This window comes from Oscillatoria nigro-viridis PCC 7112 (genome assembly GCF_000317475.1).
Classification (GTDB): Bacteria; Cyanobacteriota; Cyanobacteriia; order Cyanobacteriales; family Microcoleaceae; genus Microcoleus; species Microcoleus nigroviridis.
Genome location: NC_019729.1, coordinates 6,137,866 through 6,157,495, shown reverse-complemented (window position 1 = coordinate 6,157,495; position 19,630 = coordinate 6,137,866). Strand labels below are relative to the sequence as shown.

Below are 19,630 nucleotides of genomic sequence, written 5' to 3'. Positions count from 1 at the left end.
TTGAACCCAGCGTGCAAGCTAGGTGTCTCATGAGATAAAAGTCATCCTTCAGATAGAAGTTAAGACCGAAAAACTGGGTTACATTTAACAACAATAGCAAGTCTAACAATATTAACTTATCTCCAACTTTCAATTGTGAAAAAAGCAGATAAGCGTGTTTTTCCGCAGCTAAACAGTTTCTTTGTTTGGCTCACTGAATTCGGCGCTTGCTCGTCAATAAAAGTTCTCAGATTTATGCTTGCTACTTTCAGTAAGACAATCCTGAGAAATATATCCTAGTGACCAATTTTAACTGACAAATTTTCCTTGACAAATTCCAGAGGCTAATATGTCGCCCCCAGAAAACTCAGTCAACAATAATTATAGCAATAAAGAGCGAGCATGGCAGATCCGATTTACCTCTATAGATCCAGCCAAATCGCCCTCTCAATTTGCTCCCTCGCCCGCATTGCGCGCCAACTTATCCAAAACTGAGGCTTTAGATACACCAGATTTAGTTTGCCTGTCTCATTTGCGGTGGAATTTTGTCTATCAGCGTCCGCAACATCTGTTGAGTCGTTGTGCCAAAACTCGTCGCGTATTCTTTGTAGAAGAACCTGTTTTTAGCGCAGCTACAGATTGGTGGCTTGATGTCAGCATCCACGAAAGCGGAGTCTGGGTAATAGTACCGCACCTGAGCGAAGGAATCAGCGAAGCAACAGCACAAACTGCTCAGCAAGCCATGCTAGATGATTTGTTTCGATCGGCCGGAATCAGCCAGTACATCCTCTGGTATTACACACCAATGGCTGTCAGTTTCACCAGCCACTTAAAGCCGCTAGCTGTAGTCTACGACTGCATGGATGAACTGTCAGCATTTCAAGGCGCGCACCCGGATTTAAAAGCCAATGAAAACCAATTATTAAAGCGCGCTAGCGTAGTATTTACCGGGGGACACAACCTTTACGAAGCCAAACAGCACCAGCACCCAAACATTCACCCCTTCCCCAGCAGCATCGAAAAAGAACACTTTGCGACAGCCAGGAATCTTTCACAAGAACCGGCGGATCAAAAAGACATTCCTCACCCGCGTTTGGGATTTTATGGCGTCATAGACGAACGCATGGATATCGAACTGCTAGCGGGCCTTGCGGAAGCAAAGCCGGACTGGCATTTAGTCATCATTGGCCCGGTGGTAAAAATCGATCCGGCAACTCTGCCAACTCACCCCAATATCCACTATCTCGGCGGCAAATCTTATCAAGAACTGCCCGCGTATCTTGGCGGATGGGATATAGCCATGCTGCCTTTTGCGATTAACGAATCGACTAAGTTTATTAGTCCCACGAAAACTCCAGAATACCTCGCTGCCGGCAAACCGGTGATTTCTACTCCTATCCGCGACGTGGTGCGGCCCTACGGAGAAAAGGGCTTGGTTCGGATTGCTAGCAATTCTGAAGAATTCGTTGCTTGTGCCCAAGAAATCCTCAGCGAAAGTTCGGACGTTCGCACCAAGTGGCTGAGCGAAGTAGACGCCTTTTTAGCAGACAATTCTTGGGACAATACCTGGGGCGAAATGCTGGGGTTGATCGAAATTGCGATCGATGAGAAACGGCAGAAAGCCGAAGCCAAGATGAAAGTTTTAAGTTAGGAATGTTGAGGTTGAAGTTAAAAAAATACACGTTACGGATTCAAAAATTAACATTCAACACTCCTCGCTTTATGTCCAATTACCAATTATTGCTTACCCTTACCCTTACCCTTACCCACAATCAGAGGTGTTTCAATGTTTGACTATTTAATCGTCGGAGCCGGATTTGCAGGTAGTGTCATTGCCGAAAGACTAGCAAATGATGCCGGAAAAACTGTCCTGATAATTGATACCCGCAACCACATCGGCGGCAACGCATACGATCGCTACGACAACCACGGCATCCTGGTACATAAATACGGCCCCCACATTTTTCACACCAATTCGCGCCAAGTTTTCGAGTATCTTTCGCGCTTCACCGAGTGGCGGCCCTACGAACACCGCGTCCTCGCCAGCGTTGACGGTCAACTGCTGCCAATTCCGATAAATCTCAACACCGTAAACAAACTTTACGGACTCAATCTCACCTCATTTGAAGTAGAAGATTTCTTCGCGAAAGTAGCAGAACCAAAAGATTACATTCGCACTTCCGAAGATGTAGTTGTCAGCAAAGTCGGTCGCGAACTTTACGAGAAATTCTTCCGCAACTACACCCGCAAACAGTGGGGAATGGACCCGTCGGAACTCGACAACTCAGTGATTGCGCGCGTTCCCACTCGCATTAACCGGGACGATCGCTATTTCACCGATACCTATCAAGCAATGCCCCTGCACGGCTACACTCGGATGTTTGAAAAGATGCTTTCTCACCCAAACATCAAGGTGATGCTGAATACCGACTACCGGGAAATTGAGGGTTTTATCCCTTACGGAGAAATGATTTACACCGGGCCAGTCGATTCCTATTTCAATTATTGCTACGGCAAACTTCCTTACCGTTCCTTGGAATTTAAGCACGAAACGCTGAACGTACCCGTACACCAAGAAGCACCGGTGGTAAATTACCCCAACGAGCATTTATATACTCGCTGCACCGAGTTTAAATACCTCACCGGACAAGAGCATCAAAAAACTAGCATTGTCTACGAATATCCCCAAGCTGAGGGAGACCCTTACTACCCGGTTCCTCGTCCCGAAAATGCCGAAATTTACAAGAAATATAAGGCTTTGGCTGATGCAACTCCGGGAGTCTCTTTCGTGGGAAGGCTGGCGACTTACAGGTATTACAACATGGATCAAGTGGTCGCTCAAGCTCTGACAACTTACACACAAATTACTACCAAGCCGGTGATTGAATTGGTAGAAAATGTTAACGGTTCTGCCTCTAATGTCAGCTCCTCCAATAAGGGAGTTGCCCATCGCCCAGCCGCAGCTTCTCTAGAAGTCGCTGCTGTCAACCACAACGGCAAATCTGGTAGCAAGTAGCTGGAATCTGCGAGTTAAGGGTAAAAAGGTAAGGTGCCCACAGAGCACCTTACTCGGTTTTCATCAAAAGTCATTTAATAATTAAAACAAGCATTGAGGTGAAAATGAACGTTCTAGTTAAAATTGTTTTGTCTCATGAGGTTTTGGAAAATTCTCAATTGGCTCTGTTTCAGAAAGAAATACAGCGCCTAATTGAAAGCGGTGGCAAAATTATTATGCTGGATTTCTCAAAAATAAATTTCCTGAAAAATTCCGAGTTAATGGCTGTAGTGGCGATCGTGAAATTAGTTAGAGACAGCGAATGTATACTTTTGATCTCTGCCATGAGCGCACAAGTTAGAATTCTATTTGAACTCACGGGACTACAGCAAATATTTCATTGTTTGCCGTTTGCAGAAGAATTTTATCTCAAAAGTGAGCTAACTGAACCGTTAGGAGGTTTGCAAAGTCTTGCTAGCTAGAGGGAGAGTGAGAGAGGGGAGAGTGGGGGATAGGAAGAATCTTCCTTATTTTTTCTTCCTGGTTTATTCTTTTTTCTTCTGACTAATGACTTCAGCACAAGAGAGCCTTCTGATGAGGCTGTTTTAATGGGCATAACTTTTGCAAATTAATCAGCAAAAAACTTGTCAAAGTCGGGGTAATTGTCGCTAACCTAGATATATAACTTCAGGTAGATGTGCCGATGAGTTGGTTAGGTAGAGAAATAGAAAATTGTGAGATAGAAGAGTCTGCAACTCTTGATAGTAAGGTGACAGTTCAAGGACGGAAAACAGGTTATCCGCGCCCCCAACTGCGCCGGAGCAACTGGATTTGTCTCAACGGTCAGTGGAGGTTTGCTTACGATGACACCGGCCGCTGCGTGCAGCCGATCGATATTTCTGAGTGGACTCACACTATAGAAGTGCCGTTTGCTCCAGAATCCGCAAAAAGCGGGATCGGCGACACGAATTTTCACGCCAACTGCTGGTATGAACGCGAATTTGACGTACCCCACACAGAAGGCAGAGTTCTCCTCCACTTTGGGGCCGTAGACTACCGCGCCCGCGTCTGGGTGAACGGTCAGTTTGTCATAGAACACGAAGGCGGACACACTCCTTTCACCGCAGACATTACAGCAGTTGTGAACCTCAACGGGCCCCAGCGGGTGACAGTCTGGGCCCAGGACGACCCGCAAGATTTGGAGCAGCCGCGGGGCAAGCAAGACTGGCAAATAGAGCCCCACAGTATTTGGTATCCGCGCACGACCGGCATTTGGCAGACAGTCTGGGTAGAATTGGTGCCTCACACTTATATCGAGCGCATCCGCTGGACTCCCCAGTTTGAACGCTGGGAAATCGGTTTTGAAGCGTTTGTCGCGGGCGATCGCCAGTCGGGAATCCAAATTAAAGTTAAACTGTCGATCGGCTGTATGCTGCTGGTCAACGACACCTACGAAGTCATCAACGGCGAAATCCACCGCCGCATCGCCCTCTCCGACCCCGGTATCGACGACTACCGCAACGAATTGCTGTGGAGTCCCGAAAAACCGACATTAATCAACGCTCAAGTGCAGTTGTGGGCCGACGGCAAACTGCTCGACGAGGTTAAATCTTATACCGCCATGCGGACGGTCAGCATCCAGCGCGATCGCTTCATGCTAAACGGCCGCCCCTACTATTTGCGGCTGGTGCTCGACCAAGGTTACTGGCCCGACACCATGATGACTGCCCCGAACGACGAAGCTTTGCGGCAGGATGTCGAATTAGTCAAAGCAATGGGTTTCAACGGCGTCCGCAAGCACCAAAAAATCGAAGACCCCCGATTTTTGTACTGGGCTGACGTGCTGGGGCTTTTAGTTTGGGAAGAAATGCCCAGCGCCTACCGCTTCACTCCCAAAGCCGTGCAACGGCTGACGCGGGAGTGGACGGAAGTCATCGAGCGCGACACCAGCCACCCCTGTATCGTAGTCTGGGTGCCGTTCAACGAATCCTGGGGAGTTCCGAATTTAGTCGAAGCCGCAGCCCACCGCAACTACGTGCAAGCGCTGTATTTCTTGACCAAAACCCTCGATCCGACTCGCCCCGTCATCGGTAACGACGGCTGGGAAAGCATCGATACCGACATCCTGGCAATTCACGACTACGACAACAACCCGCAAACCCTAGCCAAGCGCTACGGGCCCGAAGTCCAGCTAGCCGATTTGTTCGATCGCGGGCGTCCCGGCGGGCGAGTCCTCACCCTCGACGGCCACCCCCACCAAGGACAGCCGGTGATGCTGACAGAATTCGGTGGCATCGCCTGCGCCGGTCGCGAAAACCCCGATTTTTTCAGGGTTTGGGGCTACGTGCGCGCGGAGGACACGCTGGAACTCCAAAGGCGCTACAGCGCGCTGTTGAAGGTGGTAAACCGAGTGGAAATGTTCAGCGGATTTTGTTACACGCAGTTAACCGATACTTACCAAGAAGCTAACGGTTTGCTGTATGCCGATCGCACTCCCAAGTTTCCCTTAGAGGTGATCGCGGCGGCAACTCTCGGCTGGGATATTCCCGAAGAAAGTTCACAGCCGCAAGCTATTACTCAATGCTAATTGGGCATGGGGAATGGGGCAGCGGCATCGGTTATTAGTTATTAGTTATTAGTTATTAGTTAATTGCTAACAATTACCAATTTCTAAATTCCTAATGCCCTGCGCGGGCCGATGCCCGATGCCCCATGCCCAATGCCCCATGCCCAATTCCCCATGCCCAATTCCCAATGCCCCATTACCCATTACCCATCCGATTGATGTTTCAAAGTTTTTTCATGGGCGGATTTGAATGTTCCACCCACAGGTTGCAATCTGGAAAACGCCTCGATGTCACAGCCGCCACCGGTCACGATAAATTTGCAGTCGCCGACTACCAACGCTTGCAGGATCAAGGCATTTACACAGTCCGCGAAGGCCTCCGCTGGCACTTAATTGAACAGTCGCCCGGAAAATACGATTTTTCCAGTTCCCTGCCCATCATCCGCGCCGCCCGCGACATGAAAATGCAGGTAATTTGGGATTTGTTTCACTACGGCTGGCCAGACGATATTGATATTTTCAGTCCCGAATTTGTGTCCAGGTTTGCAAACATGGTGCGCGCTTTTATGGAAGTGCTAACTGAGGAAACAGACCAAACACCTTTCGTAACACCTGTCAATGAAATTTCATTTATTGCTTGGGCCGGCGGCGATGTCGCCTACATCAATCCGTTTGCAAAAGGGCGGGGAGACGAGCTAAAAGTCCAGTTAATCAAAGCTGCGATCGCAGCGATAGAATCTGTTTGGGAAGTAAATCCCCGCACCCGGATCGTTCAAATCGACCCCACAATTAACATTATTGCTGACCCTGACAAACCGGAGGATCGGGACGCGGCGGAAGGTTATCGCTTATCTCAATATCAAGCTTGGGATATGTTGGCGGGACGCTTTCGCCCGGAACTCGGCGGTAAGGAAAAATATCTCGATATTATTGGGGTGAATTATTACGATCGCAATCAGTGGATTCACAATGAAGACCCAATGAAATACACCGATCCGCTGTACCGCCCGTTTCGTGAAATGCTGCAAGAAGTGTTTGAGCGCTACCGCCGCCCCTTATTCATCGCTGAAACAGGCACTGAAGACGATTTTAGACCTGTCTGGTTTAATTATGTGTGCAGTGAGGTAATGGCGGCGATGAAAGCAGGAGTTCCGATAGAGGGAATCTGCTTGTATCCGATTGTTAACCATCCGGGTTGGGACGACGACAGGCACTGTTACAATGGTTTGTGGGATTATTGCAATGAATCGGGCGATCGAGAAATTTACCAGCCTTTGGCGGATGAATTGCAGTTTCAAAGGCAGCAGATTGAACCTTTGTTGAAGTTGCAGGATTGATAATTGCTTCTGTAGGGTGCGCTTCGGCGCACCTTAAGCTGTTAATCTAATTAATAGTCTGACATCGTGTCCGGTCGATCGACTGCCATATCCGAAAAAAGCCTTGAGCTGCTTCAAGAAAGCAAATAGCTCTACAACCGCTGGTCTCATTCTTCCCAGGGACTGCCTTTGGCTTCCAACTCTGCCATTTTTTCCTTCCTTAGTTCATGTAAGGTTCTATTAGTCGAACTAAGCACTGCCCATTCATAAATACTTATAGAAGACCAACCAGTAACTTTCTTTCCCCAATTATTATAGGAGATTTCTTCCCCATTAAATACGACAAATGTCGGATCGACTATTATAGCTTCAGAGCTTTCAAAATATTTAATTTCAATGCTATCCCCAGCTTTGATTAATTCCCACTCAAACAACTGGTCCATTCGAGGTAGCCAAGTTCTATTAAAGCCCGAATCAGTGGATATAATTTCTTCCTTGATTGTAGAACATTCTCCGGCTAAACCCACGTAAAAATCATCCAGTTGTGGCGGAGGCAAAAGTTTCTCAATCCTCAAAAAACCTTGCTCTCCTATAAAAACAGGAGTGATCTTAAGACAGATTGCGTCTACCCCATTTGCAATCAACCAAGCAACAGCAGAAAGGGTTTGCTCATCAAAGGATGAGGCTATAAGTATTATTCGTTGTTTTTTGTTAAAGGTTTTGAGTGCGTCATTGCTTGACAAGAATTTATTTAACTCTCGTCTCGCTTTTTCACTAGGAGTCAAATCACCTAATTCATACTCATCTTTGTGGATATCGATATACGAACTATAGACCAACTCTACAAGGGATTCAGGTGTAGAAATTTTGGCATAACTCGCGGCATACCTGATAGCTTGAGATTCAAAAGGTTCTTTTCTGGCTTTGATGTCTTGTTCGTCGCGTTTAATCTCGATTAGAACAATATTGCCATCTGCATCAATGGCAGTTAAGTCGCTAATCCCGTTACTCGCATTACGAACTTGTTGACCTACAACTAGAAGAGTTTGGTCATCCCCAAAGAGCAAATTAATGTTTTTGCGTAAGAACTCTTCAATATGTCTTTCCTGTAAGTTTAAGTCTTTAAAGTTTCTAACTTTTATTTCTATTGCTTCGTTCCTTTGGATGCCGCTGTGGTCGAAAGTAACAGGTATGTACATCGCACTCCCTTTGCTGCTATTAGCTGTCTAAGTGTTCAACTATATTGAGCCTATGTATCCGCTCAATAATCCGGGGTAAATCGCTCAACGATGCACCAGAAACCAAACTAAATAAAGCCCGTTTTTGCTGTTGCTGCGGGCTCTCACGTGTCTTCTCAGCAAAAACCCGGTTTTTGGCTACCCGTGCCTAAGTCCTAAAGCAATAAGGGCGGGCAAAATGCCCACCCCACATACTAGATATCAGTTTGATATCAGACTTAAATTTTCAATACCCCCAGGGGAATTCGAATCCCCGTCGCATCCGTGAAAGGGATGTGTCCTAGGCCTCTAGACGATGGGGGCGCGTCGCGTTTGCTTGTGTTCCGCACCTTTATTACCTTAACTAATCTTTCCCAATCTGTCAACCACTTTGCGAAAGTTTTTTTTCTACTCGCCCGAAAGCTCGTCACAGTAGGCTTTGAGGATGGCGGCGCAATTGCCGATCGCCCCGAGATGAGCAATTTCAAAGCCGTGGGTGTTCTGGGTGGGGAAAGCCAAACAAGCGGCGCGGGCTACGTGGCCGAACTTCATGGCGATCGAAGCATCGCTCCCAAAACCGCTAATTACCGCCAACTGCACCTCTACATCGGCTGCTGCGGCTGCTGCGCGCAATTGGGCGTTCAATCCTTCATCGTAGACTCCGTAGCCGTCCTGAACCAGCAAAACCGGGTTTTCGCCGTCAAGAATCGGGTATTCCGGCGCCAGAGGGCAAATTTCCAAAGCGATCAGCGCGTCCAACGGCTGGCGCTGGGTGAAATACAAAGCTCCGATCGCCCCAACCTCCTCCTTCGCCGACGCTACCAAATAAACATTCACCGCAGGCTCTTTCAAACATTCCGCCAGAGCCAGCAAAATCGCCACTGAAGCCTTGTTGTCCAGAGTGTAGCTCGCGATCCAGTCCTTCAACCGCAGCGGGCGCTTGCGGTGCTTTCCCACCACCATCCGCGTGCCCGGTCGAATTCCGGCCTCGGCTAATTCCTCGGCGGTACACTTAGTTTCAATCCAGGCATTTTCCCACTTTAAAGAAACATCTTCCTGCTGAGCTTTCTGAGGAGATTCGTGAGAAACATGGCGGGAACCGAAGCTGAGAATGCCGCTAATTGTTTGCTTGTCTCCGAGCAAATCCACCACGCCTTCGCCGTAAACCCAAGGAAATGCGCCGCCCAATCTGCGGACTTCCACGCGGCCACTCTCGCCTATTGTTTTAACTAGGGCGCCAATTTCGTCTTTGTGGGCGGTAATGGCGATCGACTTTTCGGGATTGCGACCCTTAATTAGGGCGATCGCATTGTCCGCGCGATCGACCCAAGCATTCACTCCCAAAGCGGCGAATTTTTCCATCAACCGCTGGTTAATTTCCGACTCCGCACCGCTGGGTGAGTGCAGCATTACTAATTCTTCGATTGTTTGGAACAGGCGATCGAACTCTAACATTTTTCAATTCCGTGTTTTGAAGCGCATTTTGACATATATTAAACCATATTTACTCTTACTTTACTCTTCTTATGAACAAAAAACTAACTCTCTGTAATCAGATCTAGCGCATTCTCAACAAACTCTTCATCAGCCGAATTGGTTGACTAAAACTCTCGCCTTCAGGTTAAATTCGCAGACATAAACTCGATTTACAACCGGTGCAAAATGCGAATTATTACCTAGAGGCTTTTCCATCATTTAAGGTTATTTTAAAAATACAACAAATCTCAATCTCTCCCTATGTTTGTCCATAAACTTCAGCAACTCGTGCAGCGCCAAATTCGAGCCAAAAAGTTAGGGATTAAATTTAGCAGAGTTGCTAACTTTCAATTGCCAGAACAATTAATTGTGCAAGGAAAACTGCATCGAGTAAACGTGCCTTCAGAGAAAGGCATGGACGGAGAATTTATAGAAGTGCTTTTAGACGACTGCTACGGAGTCGAGCAACTATCTGAATCGCTGATGACAATTATTGATATTGGAGCCAATGTCGGCTTATTTCCGATTGCTGCGAGGAACAGGTTTCCCCAGGCCGTAATTCACGCCTACGAAGCTAATCCCTACCTAGAAAATTACCTCAAACATCAATCTAAAATCGCAAATTTTACATATTTTATGGAAGCAGTAGGATGTCGAGATGGTAAAGTAGTCCTCGACATTCGGGAAGTTTCGGGAAAAACCAGATCGACAGTTAGCGAAAGTGGCGAAATACCAATGATATCATTTCGCAGGGCGATCGAGCGAATTGGTGGTAGCGTCGATTTAGCCAAAGTAGACTGCGAAGGTGCAGAATGGCTGTTATTTGAAGATCGAGATACTTGGCAACTTGTGCAAAACCTTTCTTTAGAATATCACTTGTGGTCTGGTCACACTCACGCGGAAACCCGACAAATTATTGAAAGCTTAGGATTTCGGATCGGAAAGCAAATACCAATAGATAAATGGTACGGCTCGATTTTAGCATCCCGAAGCTGCAACCCTCAAGGATATAGCAGATGTTGAAGAAGGAAGTTCGGCAACGGATTCGCTTTCTTCTAATTTAATGGATGTCAGAAAGAAGGTTAAATTTTCTGGAGTTGTGGCGATAAATCAAACTAATCACACAACCCAGCTCATAACCGGGTACGAAAATTGTCGAACTTAGCAAAGCCCTAAGCTGCTGTGGATTTAAATAGGGTTTCATTAAAAATGAAAGGAGCATCTCAATGAAAGCAGCCCAGCTAGAAATTGGAGTTTTGAGGCTCTCTTGCTGCGAGGAAAGAGTCAGAATGAAGCATCCAGAAAAAGTTTTTTTACAAATATGAGATGCTCCCTTTTGGTACGACTCAGAAGCCGAAAGTAGAAAACAGCATTTTTCTCGTAGAGGAATTCTACGGCTGTAAGGCTCTATCCCCAAGCAGTTTGCTTGTTTTTGTGTAATTTTGAGATGTCCGACACAACTTTGGCTTCTATCATACTTTTAACCATTTACAAAACCGGGATGCTCCCCGTTAAGTATGAGTAAAAGCGTTGAGCTCAAAAAAAAATAGGCTAGCTATATTTCACAGCGCCTATCTCAATCAAAATTTTAATGGCTCCCCGCAACGCCGTCTTACCTCAGCTTTTGACCTGGTATTTTACCAGGTGGGTACCGTTGGCTCGGACTTAAAGTTTCTGGGTACAAGCCCAGTTTACTGCTGTCCAAACATCTTGATTCCCGAGAGTTAAGAGTTATAGATCAAAAAAACATTATTGGCAGTCACCAACGTCGCAGTAGAACCTTTATTTAATATATACCAACTAACCAGATTTTGGCAAGCTTCGAGCAATTTAACTTGCATACCAGATATATTCAACGGTTTGAGCGATCGCCAGTGCTTGCGATCGCCCCTGAGCCACCAAGTCCGCGTCGAACACAACTGTAACGTGACCGAGTTTGCGGCCCGGACGCGATACTTTCTTACCATACCAATGGACAAAAGCACCGCTAATTTGTGCCAGTTGTTTTCTTTTTGCTAAATAATCGGACTGGGCCGACTCGTAGCCTAGCAAATTTACCATGACAGCGCCTGCACATTTCAGAGCCGAATTACCTAAAGGCAGTTGACAAACTGCGCGCAAATGCTGTTCAAATTGTGAAGTTTCGCAGGCATCGATGGTAAAATGTCCCGAATTGTGGGTGCGGGGTGCAATTTCATTGACTAACAGCTTATTATCGGCGGTTAAAAATAATTCAATGCCGAATACGCCGACAGCTTGCAAACTGTTGAGGAGAGTGCGGGCGATCGCACAAGCTTCAGTTTTTACCTCTAAACTAATATCAGCGGGCGCAATCACCAGATGACAAACCTGATTTTGCTGCTGAGTTTCCACTATCGGATAAATCGCAATTTCGCCATTTGCCGATCGAGCTGCAATCACAGCCAACTCGCGATCGAACGGCACAAACTCTTCCACTAGCAAAGACTGACCCTTGAGTTTAGCACGAATTGACTCAAAACTCCCCCGATCCTTAACAATAAAAGTACCTTGGCCGTCATAACCGTGGCGGCGAACTTTGACGACAAAGGGAAAGTCGATCGATCCAGCATCCGAATCTTCTTCACTCTGCAGGCTGTCAGAAACAGAAATTGCCGGAAAGTCGATCGCCACCGCCTTAAACAATTCTGGGGGCAAATCCGCGCTGCAATCCCATTCCCAAAACCTCGGAGTTGGCAAACCCAAACCTTGTAAATAACAGCGCTGAACGTACTTATCCAACAAAGGAGAAAGCGACGACAAACTCGGCTGAAACAACACACCTTGCTCTTCTAGCGGCCGCAAACCATCCAAATCCACAAACTCATTTTCAAAAGTAATAACATCGCAGCCAGCCGCCAATTGAGCCGTAGCCAAAACATCATCAACAGCAGCCAAAACAGCACCAGCAGCAACAGAAACTGCCGGATCTGTAGCATTAGGAGTTTGCACTACCAATTCAATACCCAGCGCCCTAGCAGCATCCCCCATCATCCAAGCTAACTGGCCGCCGCCGACAACGCCTACCCGCTGAAAATTGGCAGACGAACTCGCAGCGGTTTGATTTGATTTCATGTGAGTAAAATTCCCCAAAGTCAACCTGCCTATCTTATCGCTATTTGGCCCTGGCTCAATTACAGTAATTGCAGAGTTAAAAGCCAGAAAATAGTTTTAATTGCATGATTAAATCGAGACCGACCCAGAAAAATTGGTCGGCTAAAGTCTTTAATTATTGCACGCTCCCAGCCATTGAGAAACAGGCGTCGCACCCCACTCCTCCAGAAAAGTGCCACATCTAGCAATTCCCTAGCGCCAAGCATGGCATAATTGACAGCACTGCAAAAAGCAGATAGACAGATGCCAACACTGAAAATCAGACATTCAGGGAACAAAATTTATAGGTGAGGATACTGTGAAAGTTTTAGTTGTGGGAAACGGAGGTCGCGAACACGCGATCGCAAAAAAACTGCTAGAATCTACGCGGATTAAACAAGTATTCTGCGTACCGGGCAACGGCGGCACAGCTACCACCCCAGGCTGTCAAAATCTGTCGCTCAACATCGACGACTTCCAAGGCATCGAACGCTTTGTGATGGTCAACAACATCGGATTAGTCATCGTCGGCCCCGAATTGCCCCTATCGCTAGGCATCGCCGACTATTTCCAACAGCGAAAAATGATGATTTTCGGCCCCACCAAAGCCGGCGCCCAAATTGAATCCAGCAAATCCTGGGCCAAAGAATTGATGCTCGAAGCAGGCATCCCCACACCCAAAGCTGCCGTATTTACAGACGCAGAAGCAGCCAAAGCATACGTTCTGGAACAAGGAACCCCCATAGTCATCAAAGCAGACGGACTCGCATCAGGCAAAGGAGTCACCGTTGCCACCACCGTCAAAATGGCTCACAGCGCCATCAACACCATTTTCCGAGGCGAATTCGGCACCGACAACATCCGAGTCGTCGTCGAAGAATTTTTAACAGGTCAAGAAGTCTCAATTCTCGCCCTCACCGACGGCATCACAGTGGAACCGTTGCTGCCGGCCCAAGACCACAAAGCTATCGGCGAAGGCGACAAGGGAGCCAACACCGGCGGTATGGGAGCCTACGCCCCAGCGCCCATCGTCACCCCGGAACTCATGGAAAGGATTCAAGAAGAAATTCTCGAACCCACCCTCGCAGCACTGCAAAAACGCAAAATCGACTACCGGGGTGTACTCTACGCAGGTTTAATGATTACCCCCGACGGAGAACCCAAAGTCTTAGAATTCAACTGCCGTTTCGGAGATCCCGAAACTCAAGCGGTTTTGTCGCTGCTGGAAACTCCTTTAGAAGATTTGGTGCTCGCCTGCTGTCAGCAGCGTCTCGGTGAATATTCTATTCGCTGGAAGTCGGGGGCCTCTGTTTGCGTAGTTTTGGCTTCAGGGGGCTATCCTGGAAGTTATCAAAAAGGCAAAGTTATTACAGGTATCGAGGAAGCTGAAGCCAAAGGAGCAGAAGTGTTTCACGCCGGCACCCAGTTGAAGCAGCACCAGTTGGTGAGCGACGGCGGCCGGGTTTTGGGTGTCACCGCGGCGGGAGAAACTTTGGAACAAGCTATCTCCAAAGCTTATGCAGCAGTTGATTGCATCCAATTTGAAGGGGTCTACTGCCGTCGGGACATCGGTCGCCGAGCTCTGGGCGATAAAAATTAGGAATTGCCACATCGGCCGCCATCCGAAAGCCAAGCAATCTCAATGTAGAAATGTAACAATGAAGTTTGGTATCTCTGCGGTGGCGGTAGCGGACAAGTCGCAGCAGAAAATTCGATCGGGAGCCAACGGAATTGATCTTGCTTTTAATATTGAACTGGTGAAATGCTGGCCATACTAAACAAAATCGGAGAAATTATTGCCCGCTGGTGGTCGGATTTTACCCTCCAGACCCGCCTGATGGCCGGTGCTACCCTCGTAGTGTCGTTAATTATGAGCGGCCTGACATTCTGGGCCGTGAATACTATCCAACAAGACGCCAGACTTAACGATACTCGTTACGGCCGCGACCTCGGCCTGCTGTTGGCGGCAAATGTGGCGCCGCTGATTGCCAAAAACGATCGCTCCGAAGTAGCCCGCTTTTCCCGCCAATTTTACAGCAGCACCTCCAGCGTCCGCTATATGCTTTACGCAGACGAAGCGGGAGATATTTTCCTGGGGATACCATTTTCGGAATCCGAGGTGCAGACTTCCCTAACGCTGCGCCGCCAGATCAAACTTCCCGATAATTTTCTCGCCGATATTGAGGCGAGAAATTTAACTTCTTTGCCTTTGGTACGGCAGCATTTGACGCCAGATGGAGAAGTTACCGATGTATTTGTGCCGTTAATTCATGAAGACAAATATTTGGGAGTTTTGGCGATCGGCATTAACCCCAATCCCGCAGCAGTTATCTCTTCAAATCTGACTAGGGATGTCACTTTAGCAGTATTCGTCACTATTTGGGTGATGGTAATTTTGGGAGCTGTATTTAATGCCCTGACAATTACTCAGCCGATCAAACAATTAGTCTTTGGGGTCAAAAATATTGCCAGCGGCAATTTTAAGCAGCGAGTTGACCTACCTTTAGGGGGAGAATTGGGCGAGTTGATCGGCAGTTTTAATGAAATGGCCCAGAAACTCGAAAGTTATGAAGAACAAAATATTGAAGAGCTGACAGCGGAAAAAGCTAAGTTAGAAACTTTGGTATCAACGATTGCTGATGGCGCGCTTTTATTAGACGCAAATTTGCAGGTGATTTTAGTTAATCCGACGGGGATGCGGATTTTTGGATGGGAAGGCAAAAATGCGCTCGGAGTAAATGTTCTGAACATTTTGCCTTCGGAAGTGCAGCAGGAGTTGGCGAGACCTTTGCAGGAAATAGCTGCGGGCGATCGCGAAGGCGGCGAATTTCGCATCTCGATGAGCGAACCAGTTAACCGTACAATTCGGATTGTTTTAACTACAGTCATTCTGCACAAAGCGCCCGGTGCCGAACCGCTTTGCAGAAGCTGCATCCGCCACGAGGAAGATACCTGTACCGAACCGCAACGCCCGGTAGCTGTAGAGTGTACTTTCTACGAGCAAACCTCCAAGCATCAAGGTTCCGGAAATTACCGCGAAAGTCTAAAAGGCATTGCAATGACAGTGCAGGACATCACTCGGGAAGTAGAGCTCAATGAGGCTAAAAGCAATTTTATCAGCAATGTTTCTCACGAATTGAGAACACCTTTATTTAATATCAAATCTTTTATCGAGACTCTCCACGAGTACGGAGAAGACCTTCTAGAAAGCGAGCGCAGGGAATTCCTAGAAATTGCCAATCGAGAAACCGATCGACTAACTCGTTTAGTTAACGATGTGTTAGACTTGTCGCGACTGGAATCCTGCCGAGTTTATCACTTGGAAGCTGTTGACCTCCTGCAAGCTGTTGAACAAACCCTGCGGACTTATCAGTTAAATGCTAAGGATAAAGGCATTGAATTAGAGCAAGAAGTTGACCCGTATTTGCCGCCTGCTTTAGGTCATTACGATTTGCTGCTGCAAGTATTTGCAAATTTAGTAGGAAATGCCTTAAAATTTACTGAGTCCGGCGGCAAGGTGGCAATTCGAGCGTATTTGTTAGAACCCGAGACGCCCACCCATAAAGACAGTCAATCCGTCAACCAAAACTTGTCACCGGATGCCAAACATTGTCCGGTAGTGCGGATCGAAATTTCTGATACTGGAATTGGCATAGATCCCGAAGACCAACAAGCAATCTTCGATCGCTTTTTCCGGGTAGAAAACCGAGTACACACTTTAGAAGGAACGGGATTAGGTCTTTCTATTGTCAGAAACATTATTGACAAGCACCACACTAAAATTAATTTAGTTAGCGAAGTTAATGTGGGTACGACTTTCTGGTTCGACTTGGCAGTTTATCAGCCGAAACAAACAGTAGAGATGGAAAATTCTTGGCCAGTGGAAGCAACTGTGGAGAGTGAAACAATTGCGAGTCATATTAAGTAAGCCCACTTATCTCAATTCCGGTAACACCGGAATTGATGTAAGTGGGGAGTGGGAGAATGTGGAATTACTGACCTTGATTTTATCATTCCCATTCCACCGGAAACGATATTAATTAAACGTAAAATGCGATCGGTGTTAATGCCCCAACTTCTTAAAGAAGTCGGGGATATGCCTATTCTGTTTAAAGATTCTCCTCATAGGCCTCACCAAACGCTGACACCATCAGTGTTGACGATCCTTAGCTGTGGGATCTAAGCTCAATTTTACCGATAAAACTACATACCAACACCAATAAGTACCAACCCCCAATAGTCCTCCCTCTGTCAAATTGGTCATTAGCATAAATGTTAATAAATACAAAGGCAAACCTGACTCTGGAAAACTTCCTTTAACTAGGTACTTTATACCTCTAAAGATATTATTAAAAAATGACCCAATAAACAACAATAATCCAGCCCAACCCAGTTCGCAAAGTATATCAATAAAACCATTGTGAGAGTGGGGTGGCACAAAACCAGTTTTAGCTACTACAATTCCGTAAGCCGGATTTGCCGAGCCACGCCAAGACTGCCAAAATCCTTTCATTCCATAACCAAATATGGGATGATTTTGATTAATTCGATCAATAATTAAAGGCCAAAAATCGGTTCTACCGGTTAAAGTCATATCTTTTTTCAAACCCTCGACAATAATAGCCTCTAAATTATTTAATACCAAAATACTTATACCTATAGTACCGACCAAAAATAAGATAAAGCAGAGAAAAGCCCATTTTACAGGTAATCTTTTTAAAAGAGCTAAATAACTCCACAAACTGATTAATACCACAGTCAAAATCCGACTAGCACCGCTACAACCTTTTTGCAATCCTACTAAAGCTATTAAAATGATAAATAATGAGAAATATCGATACTTACGCTCCTTAAAAGCATATAAAATCCATAAAGAAGCTGTATTAGCCATTTGAAAAGAAAAAGGGTTTTTATGACCGAAAACTCCTGTCCAACAACCGTCCAGCGCTGGATTTCTTTTCACAAGTAACCATAAAGCTAATAAACCAGTTAGCCATCTTAATAATCCATAAATTTCTAACCAACTATACACTTTCCCTACATAAATAGAAACCAGTGTTACTATCCAAATAGCAAAAATAGCCCTAAAAGTAATTTCAGGAGTTTCCGACCACAAGCCCGATAAAGTCATAATCAACAAAAATAAACCCAAAAAAATGTCTCCTGCTATCCATTTAATGCAGATAGAAACTGCTTTTTGGGTTGTTTTAGTTAAGCGGGGAAATATCATTAATATCATGGCCCCATAAATGGCAATTTGACCAATCATCGTTGGGGGTGTAGTTTCTAAATTGTAGAAAACGTTAGGATGGAGTTTGGTAAAGGGCATGGCTACGATACCCGATCCACCAGTTATGGTAAAAAAAAGTATCCCCACAAAAATCTTTTCTAATCTGGCACCAAATTTGGGATAGCGTGCGACTAAAATATAAATAGTCACAAAGACGATAAGCGTTAAACACAATAGCATCAACGCAAACATCGGCACCCTTAAAATATCTTTCATGGCTTTACCTCTATCATAAATTTGTTACTACCTATGAAATGGCTTACTCTCCCTGCTTTACAACTGCCACTGCTGGCGCTGGTACTCACTCTCTCCTACCCTCAAACCAACCTCGCTCAGTCCCCAGCCCCCGCAACAAGTATTAATACTGACTACTATCTAGGTGGTGGAGACAATATTAGAATTGATATCTACGATCTGCCCCAGCTTAGTGGGGAGTATCAAATTCCCGCTGGGGGAGCTATTCAAATCCCCATTATTGGTAGTATTCCCCTTCAAGGATTAACTTTAGAACAGGCAGCCCAAGTTATCAGTAGAGCTTATGGCCGGGTTGTAAAAAGACCTTTAGTTACCATCAGCTTACAAGCTGCCCGCCCGCTCAATATTTGGTTATCGGGTGAAATAAGCCGTCCCGGCTCCTACTTATTACCCCTAGCTAATGGAGGCGGAAACAGACCATCTGTTCAGTTTCCCACGCTTCCTCAAGCTTTAGAAAAAGCTGGGGGTATTCGAGCTAGCGCTGATATTCGACGAGTAATTGTGCGGCGTCGGCTCACGGCTAACAAAGAAATAACTATCACTTATAATTTGTGGGATTATTTACAAACTGGTCAGACCAGCCAAGATATCACGTTGCGAGATGGAGATCAAATCTTGGTTCCCCCTCAAGAAACAATTAATTTAGCAGAAACAAGTCAACTTAGTGAATCTAATTTTTCTATACCAGCAGAGCAACCCCGTACTGTCTCAGTATTCGGAGAGGTGAAGCGTCCCGGTAGATATGTAGCCATTGGTGGTGATACCCAAAATGGTCAAAGAAGCAACGGACAGCCGACAATTATTCGTGCTCTACAACTAGCTGGTGGAATCACATCAATCGCCGATATTCGCCAAATCCAACTCCAACGTTATACTAGAAGTGGCAAACAACAAATTAGAACGATTAACCTCTGGCAATATTTGCAAGAACAAGATACCTCTCAAGATACTATACTACAAGAAGGGGATATCATCTTTGTCCCGACAGCGACGGCGATCGACCCCGGAGAAGTTTCGGTTCTAACTACTGCTAGCTTTGCTCCGGGGACTGTGCAAGTGAGTGTTATCGGAGAAGTAAATACTCCGGGTGGACTTAAGTTACCTCCTAATACTACCTTAAATCAAGCAATTATGAGTGCGGGCGGTTTCAGACAAAATCGCGCTAACTCTAGATATGTGGAACTGATCAGGCTGAATCCTAATGGCACTATATCCAGATCGCAAGTAGCAATTAATTTGAATCAAGGAATCGACGCTCAAAGCAACCCACTGATTCAAGATAATGACATAATTATAGTGGCACGTTCGAGGACTGCTATCTTGGCAGACAACATTAACACTGTTCTCTCACCAGTTAATAATATTATTGGTGGAATTCTCGTTCCTACCCGACTCATCGAGCTACTCAGACTATTCGGAAATTAG

General features: G+C 46.2%; 13 protein-coding genes, 1 tRNA gene, 1 other RNA gene and 1 pseudogene. 9 read left to right on the top strand and 7 right to left on the bottom strand.

Annotated elements, in window-relative coordinates:
* Positions 1 to 328 precede the first annotated feature (328 nt).
* The 5 genes from OSC7112_RS25670 (at position 329) to OSC7112_RS25650 (ending at position 6,877) form a co-directional block, all read left to right on the top strand.
* Positions 329 to 1,630, top strand: coding sequence for a glycosyltransferase family 1 protein (locus tag OSC7112_RS25670; RefSeq protein WP_015178627.1), 1,302 nt, complete (start codon positions 329 to 331; stop codon positions 1,628 to 1,630).
* 135 nt (positions 1,631 to 1,765) lie between these two features.
* On the top strand, positions 1,766 to 2,995 hold the full coding sequence (glf, locus tag OSC7112_RS25665) for a UDP-galactopyranose mutase (protein ID WP_015178626.1): 1,230 nt from the start codon (positions 1,766 to 1,768) through the stop codon (positions 2,993 to 2,995).
* Between the two features lie 104 nt (positions 2,996 to 3,099).
* The gene (locus OSC7112_RS25660) at positions 3,100 to 3,456 is read left to right on the top strand and encodes an STAS domain-containing protein (protein WP_015178625.1); all 357 of its coding nucleotides are present in this window, start codon (positions 3,100 to 3,102) and stop codon (positions 3,454 to 3,456) included.
* A 221-nt stretch (positions 3,457 to 3,677) separates the two neighbouring features.
* A complete protein-coding gene (locus tag OSC7112_RS25655) occupies positions 3,678 to 5,561 on the top strand; it encodes a glycoside hydrolase family 2 protein (RefSeq protein WP_015178624.1) in 1,884 nt (627 codons plus the stop codon).
* Between the two features lie 197 nt (positions 5,562 to 5,758).
* Positions 5,759 to 6,877 (top strand): glycoside hydrolase family 1 protein, encoded by a 1,119-nt coding sequence (locus tag OSC7112_RS25650; protein ID WP_223300691.1) that lies wholly within the window; start codon positions 5,759 to 5,761, stop codon positions 6,875 to 6,877.
* A 146-nt stretch (positions 6,878 to 7,023) separates the two neighbouring features.
* Here OSC7112_RS25650 and OSC7112_RS25645 read toward each other — a convergent pair whose 3' ends face one another.
* The 3 genes from OSC7112_RS25645 to OSC7112_RS25635 all read right to left on the bottom strand — a co-directional run bounded on the left by OSC7112_RS25645 (position 7,024) and on the right by OSC7112_RS25635 (position 9,528).
* Positions 7,024 to 8,055, bottom strand: coding sequence for a PDDEXK family nuclease (locus OSC7112_RS25645; RefSeq protein WP_015178622.1), 1,032 nt, complete (start codon positions 8,053 to 8,055; stop codon positions 7,024 to 7,026).
* A gap of 269 nt (positions 8,056 to 8,324) precedes the next feature.
* Positions 8,325 to 8,397 (bottom strand) — tRNA-Glu (locus OSC7112_RS25640).
* Between the two features lie 84 nt (positions 8,398 to 8,481).
* Positions 8,482 to 9,528, bottom strand: a complete 1,047-nt coding sequence (locus OSC7112_RS25635; RefSeq protein WP_015178621.1) for a M42 family metallopeptidase — start codon at positions 9,526 to 9,528, stop codon at positions 8,482 to 8,484.
* Between the two features lie 282 nt (positions 9,529 to 9,810).
* Between OSC7112_RS25635 and OSC7112_RS25630 the strand changes: the two genes are divergently transcribed.
* Positions 9,811 to 10,572 carry an FkbM family methyltransferase gene (locus tag OSC7112_RS25630; protein WP_015178620.1) on the top strand — a complete coding sequence of 254 codons (762 nt, stop codon included), beginning with the start codon at positions 9,811 to 9,813 and terminating at the stop codon, positions 10,570 to 10,572.
* Between the two features lie 312 nt (positions 10,573 to 10,884).
* Here the strand turns inward: OSC7112_RS25630 and OSC7112_RS41265 are convergent.
* The 3 genes and pseudogenes from OSC7112_RS41265 to OSC7112_RS25625 all read right to left on the bottom strand — a co-directional run.
* A pseudogene (locus OSC7112_RS41265) lies at positions 10,885 to 11,014 on the bottom strand (ISKra4 family transposase); the annotation flags it as partial.
* Positions 11,015 to 11,141: 127 nt separating this feature from the next.
* Positions 11,142 to 11,329, bottom strand: a non-coding RNA gene (ssrS, locus tag OSC7112_RS36190) — 6S RNA.
* Positions 11,330 to 11,379: 50 nt separating this feature from the next.
* Positions 11,380 to 12,642, bottom strand: coding sequence for a 5-(carboxyamino)imidazole ribonucleotide synthase (locus OSC7112_RS25625; RefSeq protein WP_041622740.1), 1,263 nt, complete (start codon positions 12,640 to 12,642; stop codon positions 11,380 to 11,382).
* Between the two features lie 337 nt (positions 12,643 to 12,979).
* Between OSC7112_RS25625 and purD the strand changes: the two genes are divergently transcribed.
* Positions 12,980 to 14,260 (top strand): phosphoribosylamine--glycine ligase, encoded by a 1,281-nt coding sequence (gene purD, locus OSC7112_RS25615; protein WP_015178617.1) that lies wholly within the window; start codon positions 12,980 to 12,982, stop codon positions 14,258 to 14,260.
* A 162-nt stretch (positions 14,261 to 14,422) separates the two neighbouring features.
* A complete protein-coding gene (locus OSC7112_RS25610; RefSeq protein ID WP_015178616.1) occupies positions 14,423 to 16,588 on the top strand; it encodes an ATP-binding protein in 2,166 nt (721 codons plus the stop codon).
* Between the two features lie 222 nt (positions 16,589 to 16,810).
* Here OSC7112_RS25610 and OSC7112_RS25605 read toward each other — a convergent pair whose 3' ends face one another.
* The gene (locus OSC7112_RS25605) at positions 16,811 to 18,166 is read right to left on the bottom strand and encodes an O-antigen ligase family protein (RefSeq protein ID WP_015178615.1); all 1,356 of its coding nucleotides are present in this window, start codon (positions 18,164 to 18,166) and stop codon (positions 16,811 to 16,813) included.
* A 33-nt stretch (positions 18,167 to 18,199) separates the two neighbouring features.
* On the opposite strand from OSC7112_RS25605, the gene OSC7112_RS25600 reads away from it, so the two are divergent.
* On the top strand, positions 18,200 to 19,630 hold the full coding sequence (locus tag OSC7112_RS25600; RefSeq protein ID WP_015178614.1) for an SLBB domain-containing protein: 1,431 nt from the start codon (positions 18,200 to 18,202) through the stop codon (positions 19,628 to 19,630).

Coding starts and splice junctions, on each gene's coding strand:
- OSC7112_RS25670 (WP_015178627.1), top strand. CDS start 329: ATGTCGCCCCCAGAAAACTCAGTCAACAATAATTATAGCAATAAAGAG.
- glf (WP_015178626.1), top strand. CDS start 1,766: ATGTTTGACTATTTAATCGTCGGAGCCGGATTTGCAGGTAGTGTCATT.
- OSC7112_RS25660 (WP_015178625.1), top strand. CDS start 3,100: ATGAACGTTCTAGTTAAAATTGTTTTGTCTCATGAGGTTTTGGAAAAT.
- OSC7112_RS25655 (WP_015178624.1), top strand. CDS start 3,678: ATGAGTTGGTTAGGTAGAGAAATAGAAAATTGTGAGATAGAAGAGTCT.
- OSC7112_RS25650 (WP_223300691.1), top strand. CDS start 5,759: ATGTTTCAAAGTTTTTTCATGGGCGGATTTGAATGTTCCACCCACAGG.
- OSC7112_RS25645 (WP_015178622.1), bottom strand. CDS start 8,055: ATGTACATACCTGTTACTTTCGACCACAGCGGCATCCAAAGGAACGAA.
- OSC7112_RS25635 (WP_015178621.1), bottom strand. CDS start 9,528: ATGTTAGAGTTCGATCGCCTGTTCCAAACAATCGAAGAATTAGTAATG.
- OSC7112_RS25630 (WP_015178620.1), top strand. CDS start 9,811: ATGTTTGTCCATAAACTTCAGCAACTCGTGCAGCGCCAAATTCGAGCC.
- OSC7112_RS25625 (WP_041622740.1), bottom strand. CDS start 12,642: ATGAAATCAAATCAAACCGCTGCGAGTTCGTCTGCCAATTTTCAGCGG.
- OSC7112_RS25610 (WP_015178616.1), top strand. CDS start 14,423: ATGCTGGCCATACTAAACAAAATCGGAGAAATTATTGCCCGCTGGTGG.
- OSC7112_RS25605 (WP_015178615.1), bottom strand. CDS start 18,166: ATGAAAGATATTTTAAGGGTGCCGATGTTTGCGTTGATGCTATTGTGT.
- OSC7112_RS25600 (WP_015178614.1), top strand. CDS start 18,200: ATGAAATGGCTTACTCTCCCTGCTTTACAACTGCCACTGCTGGCGCTG.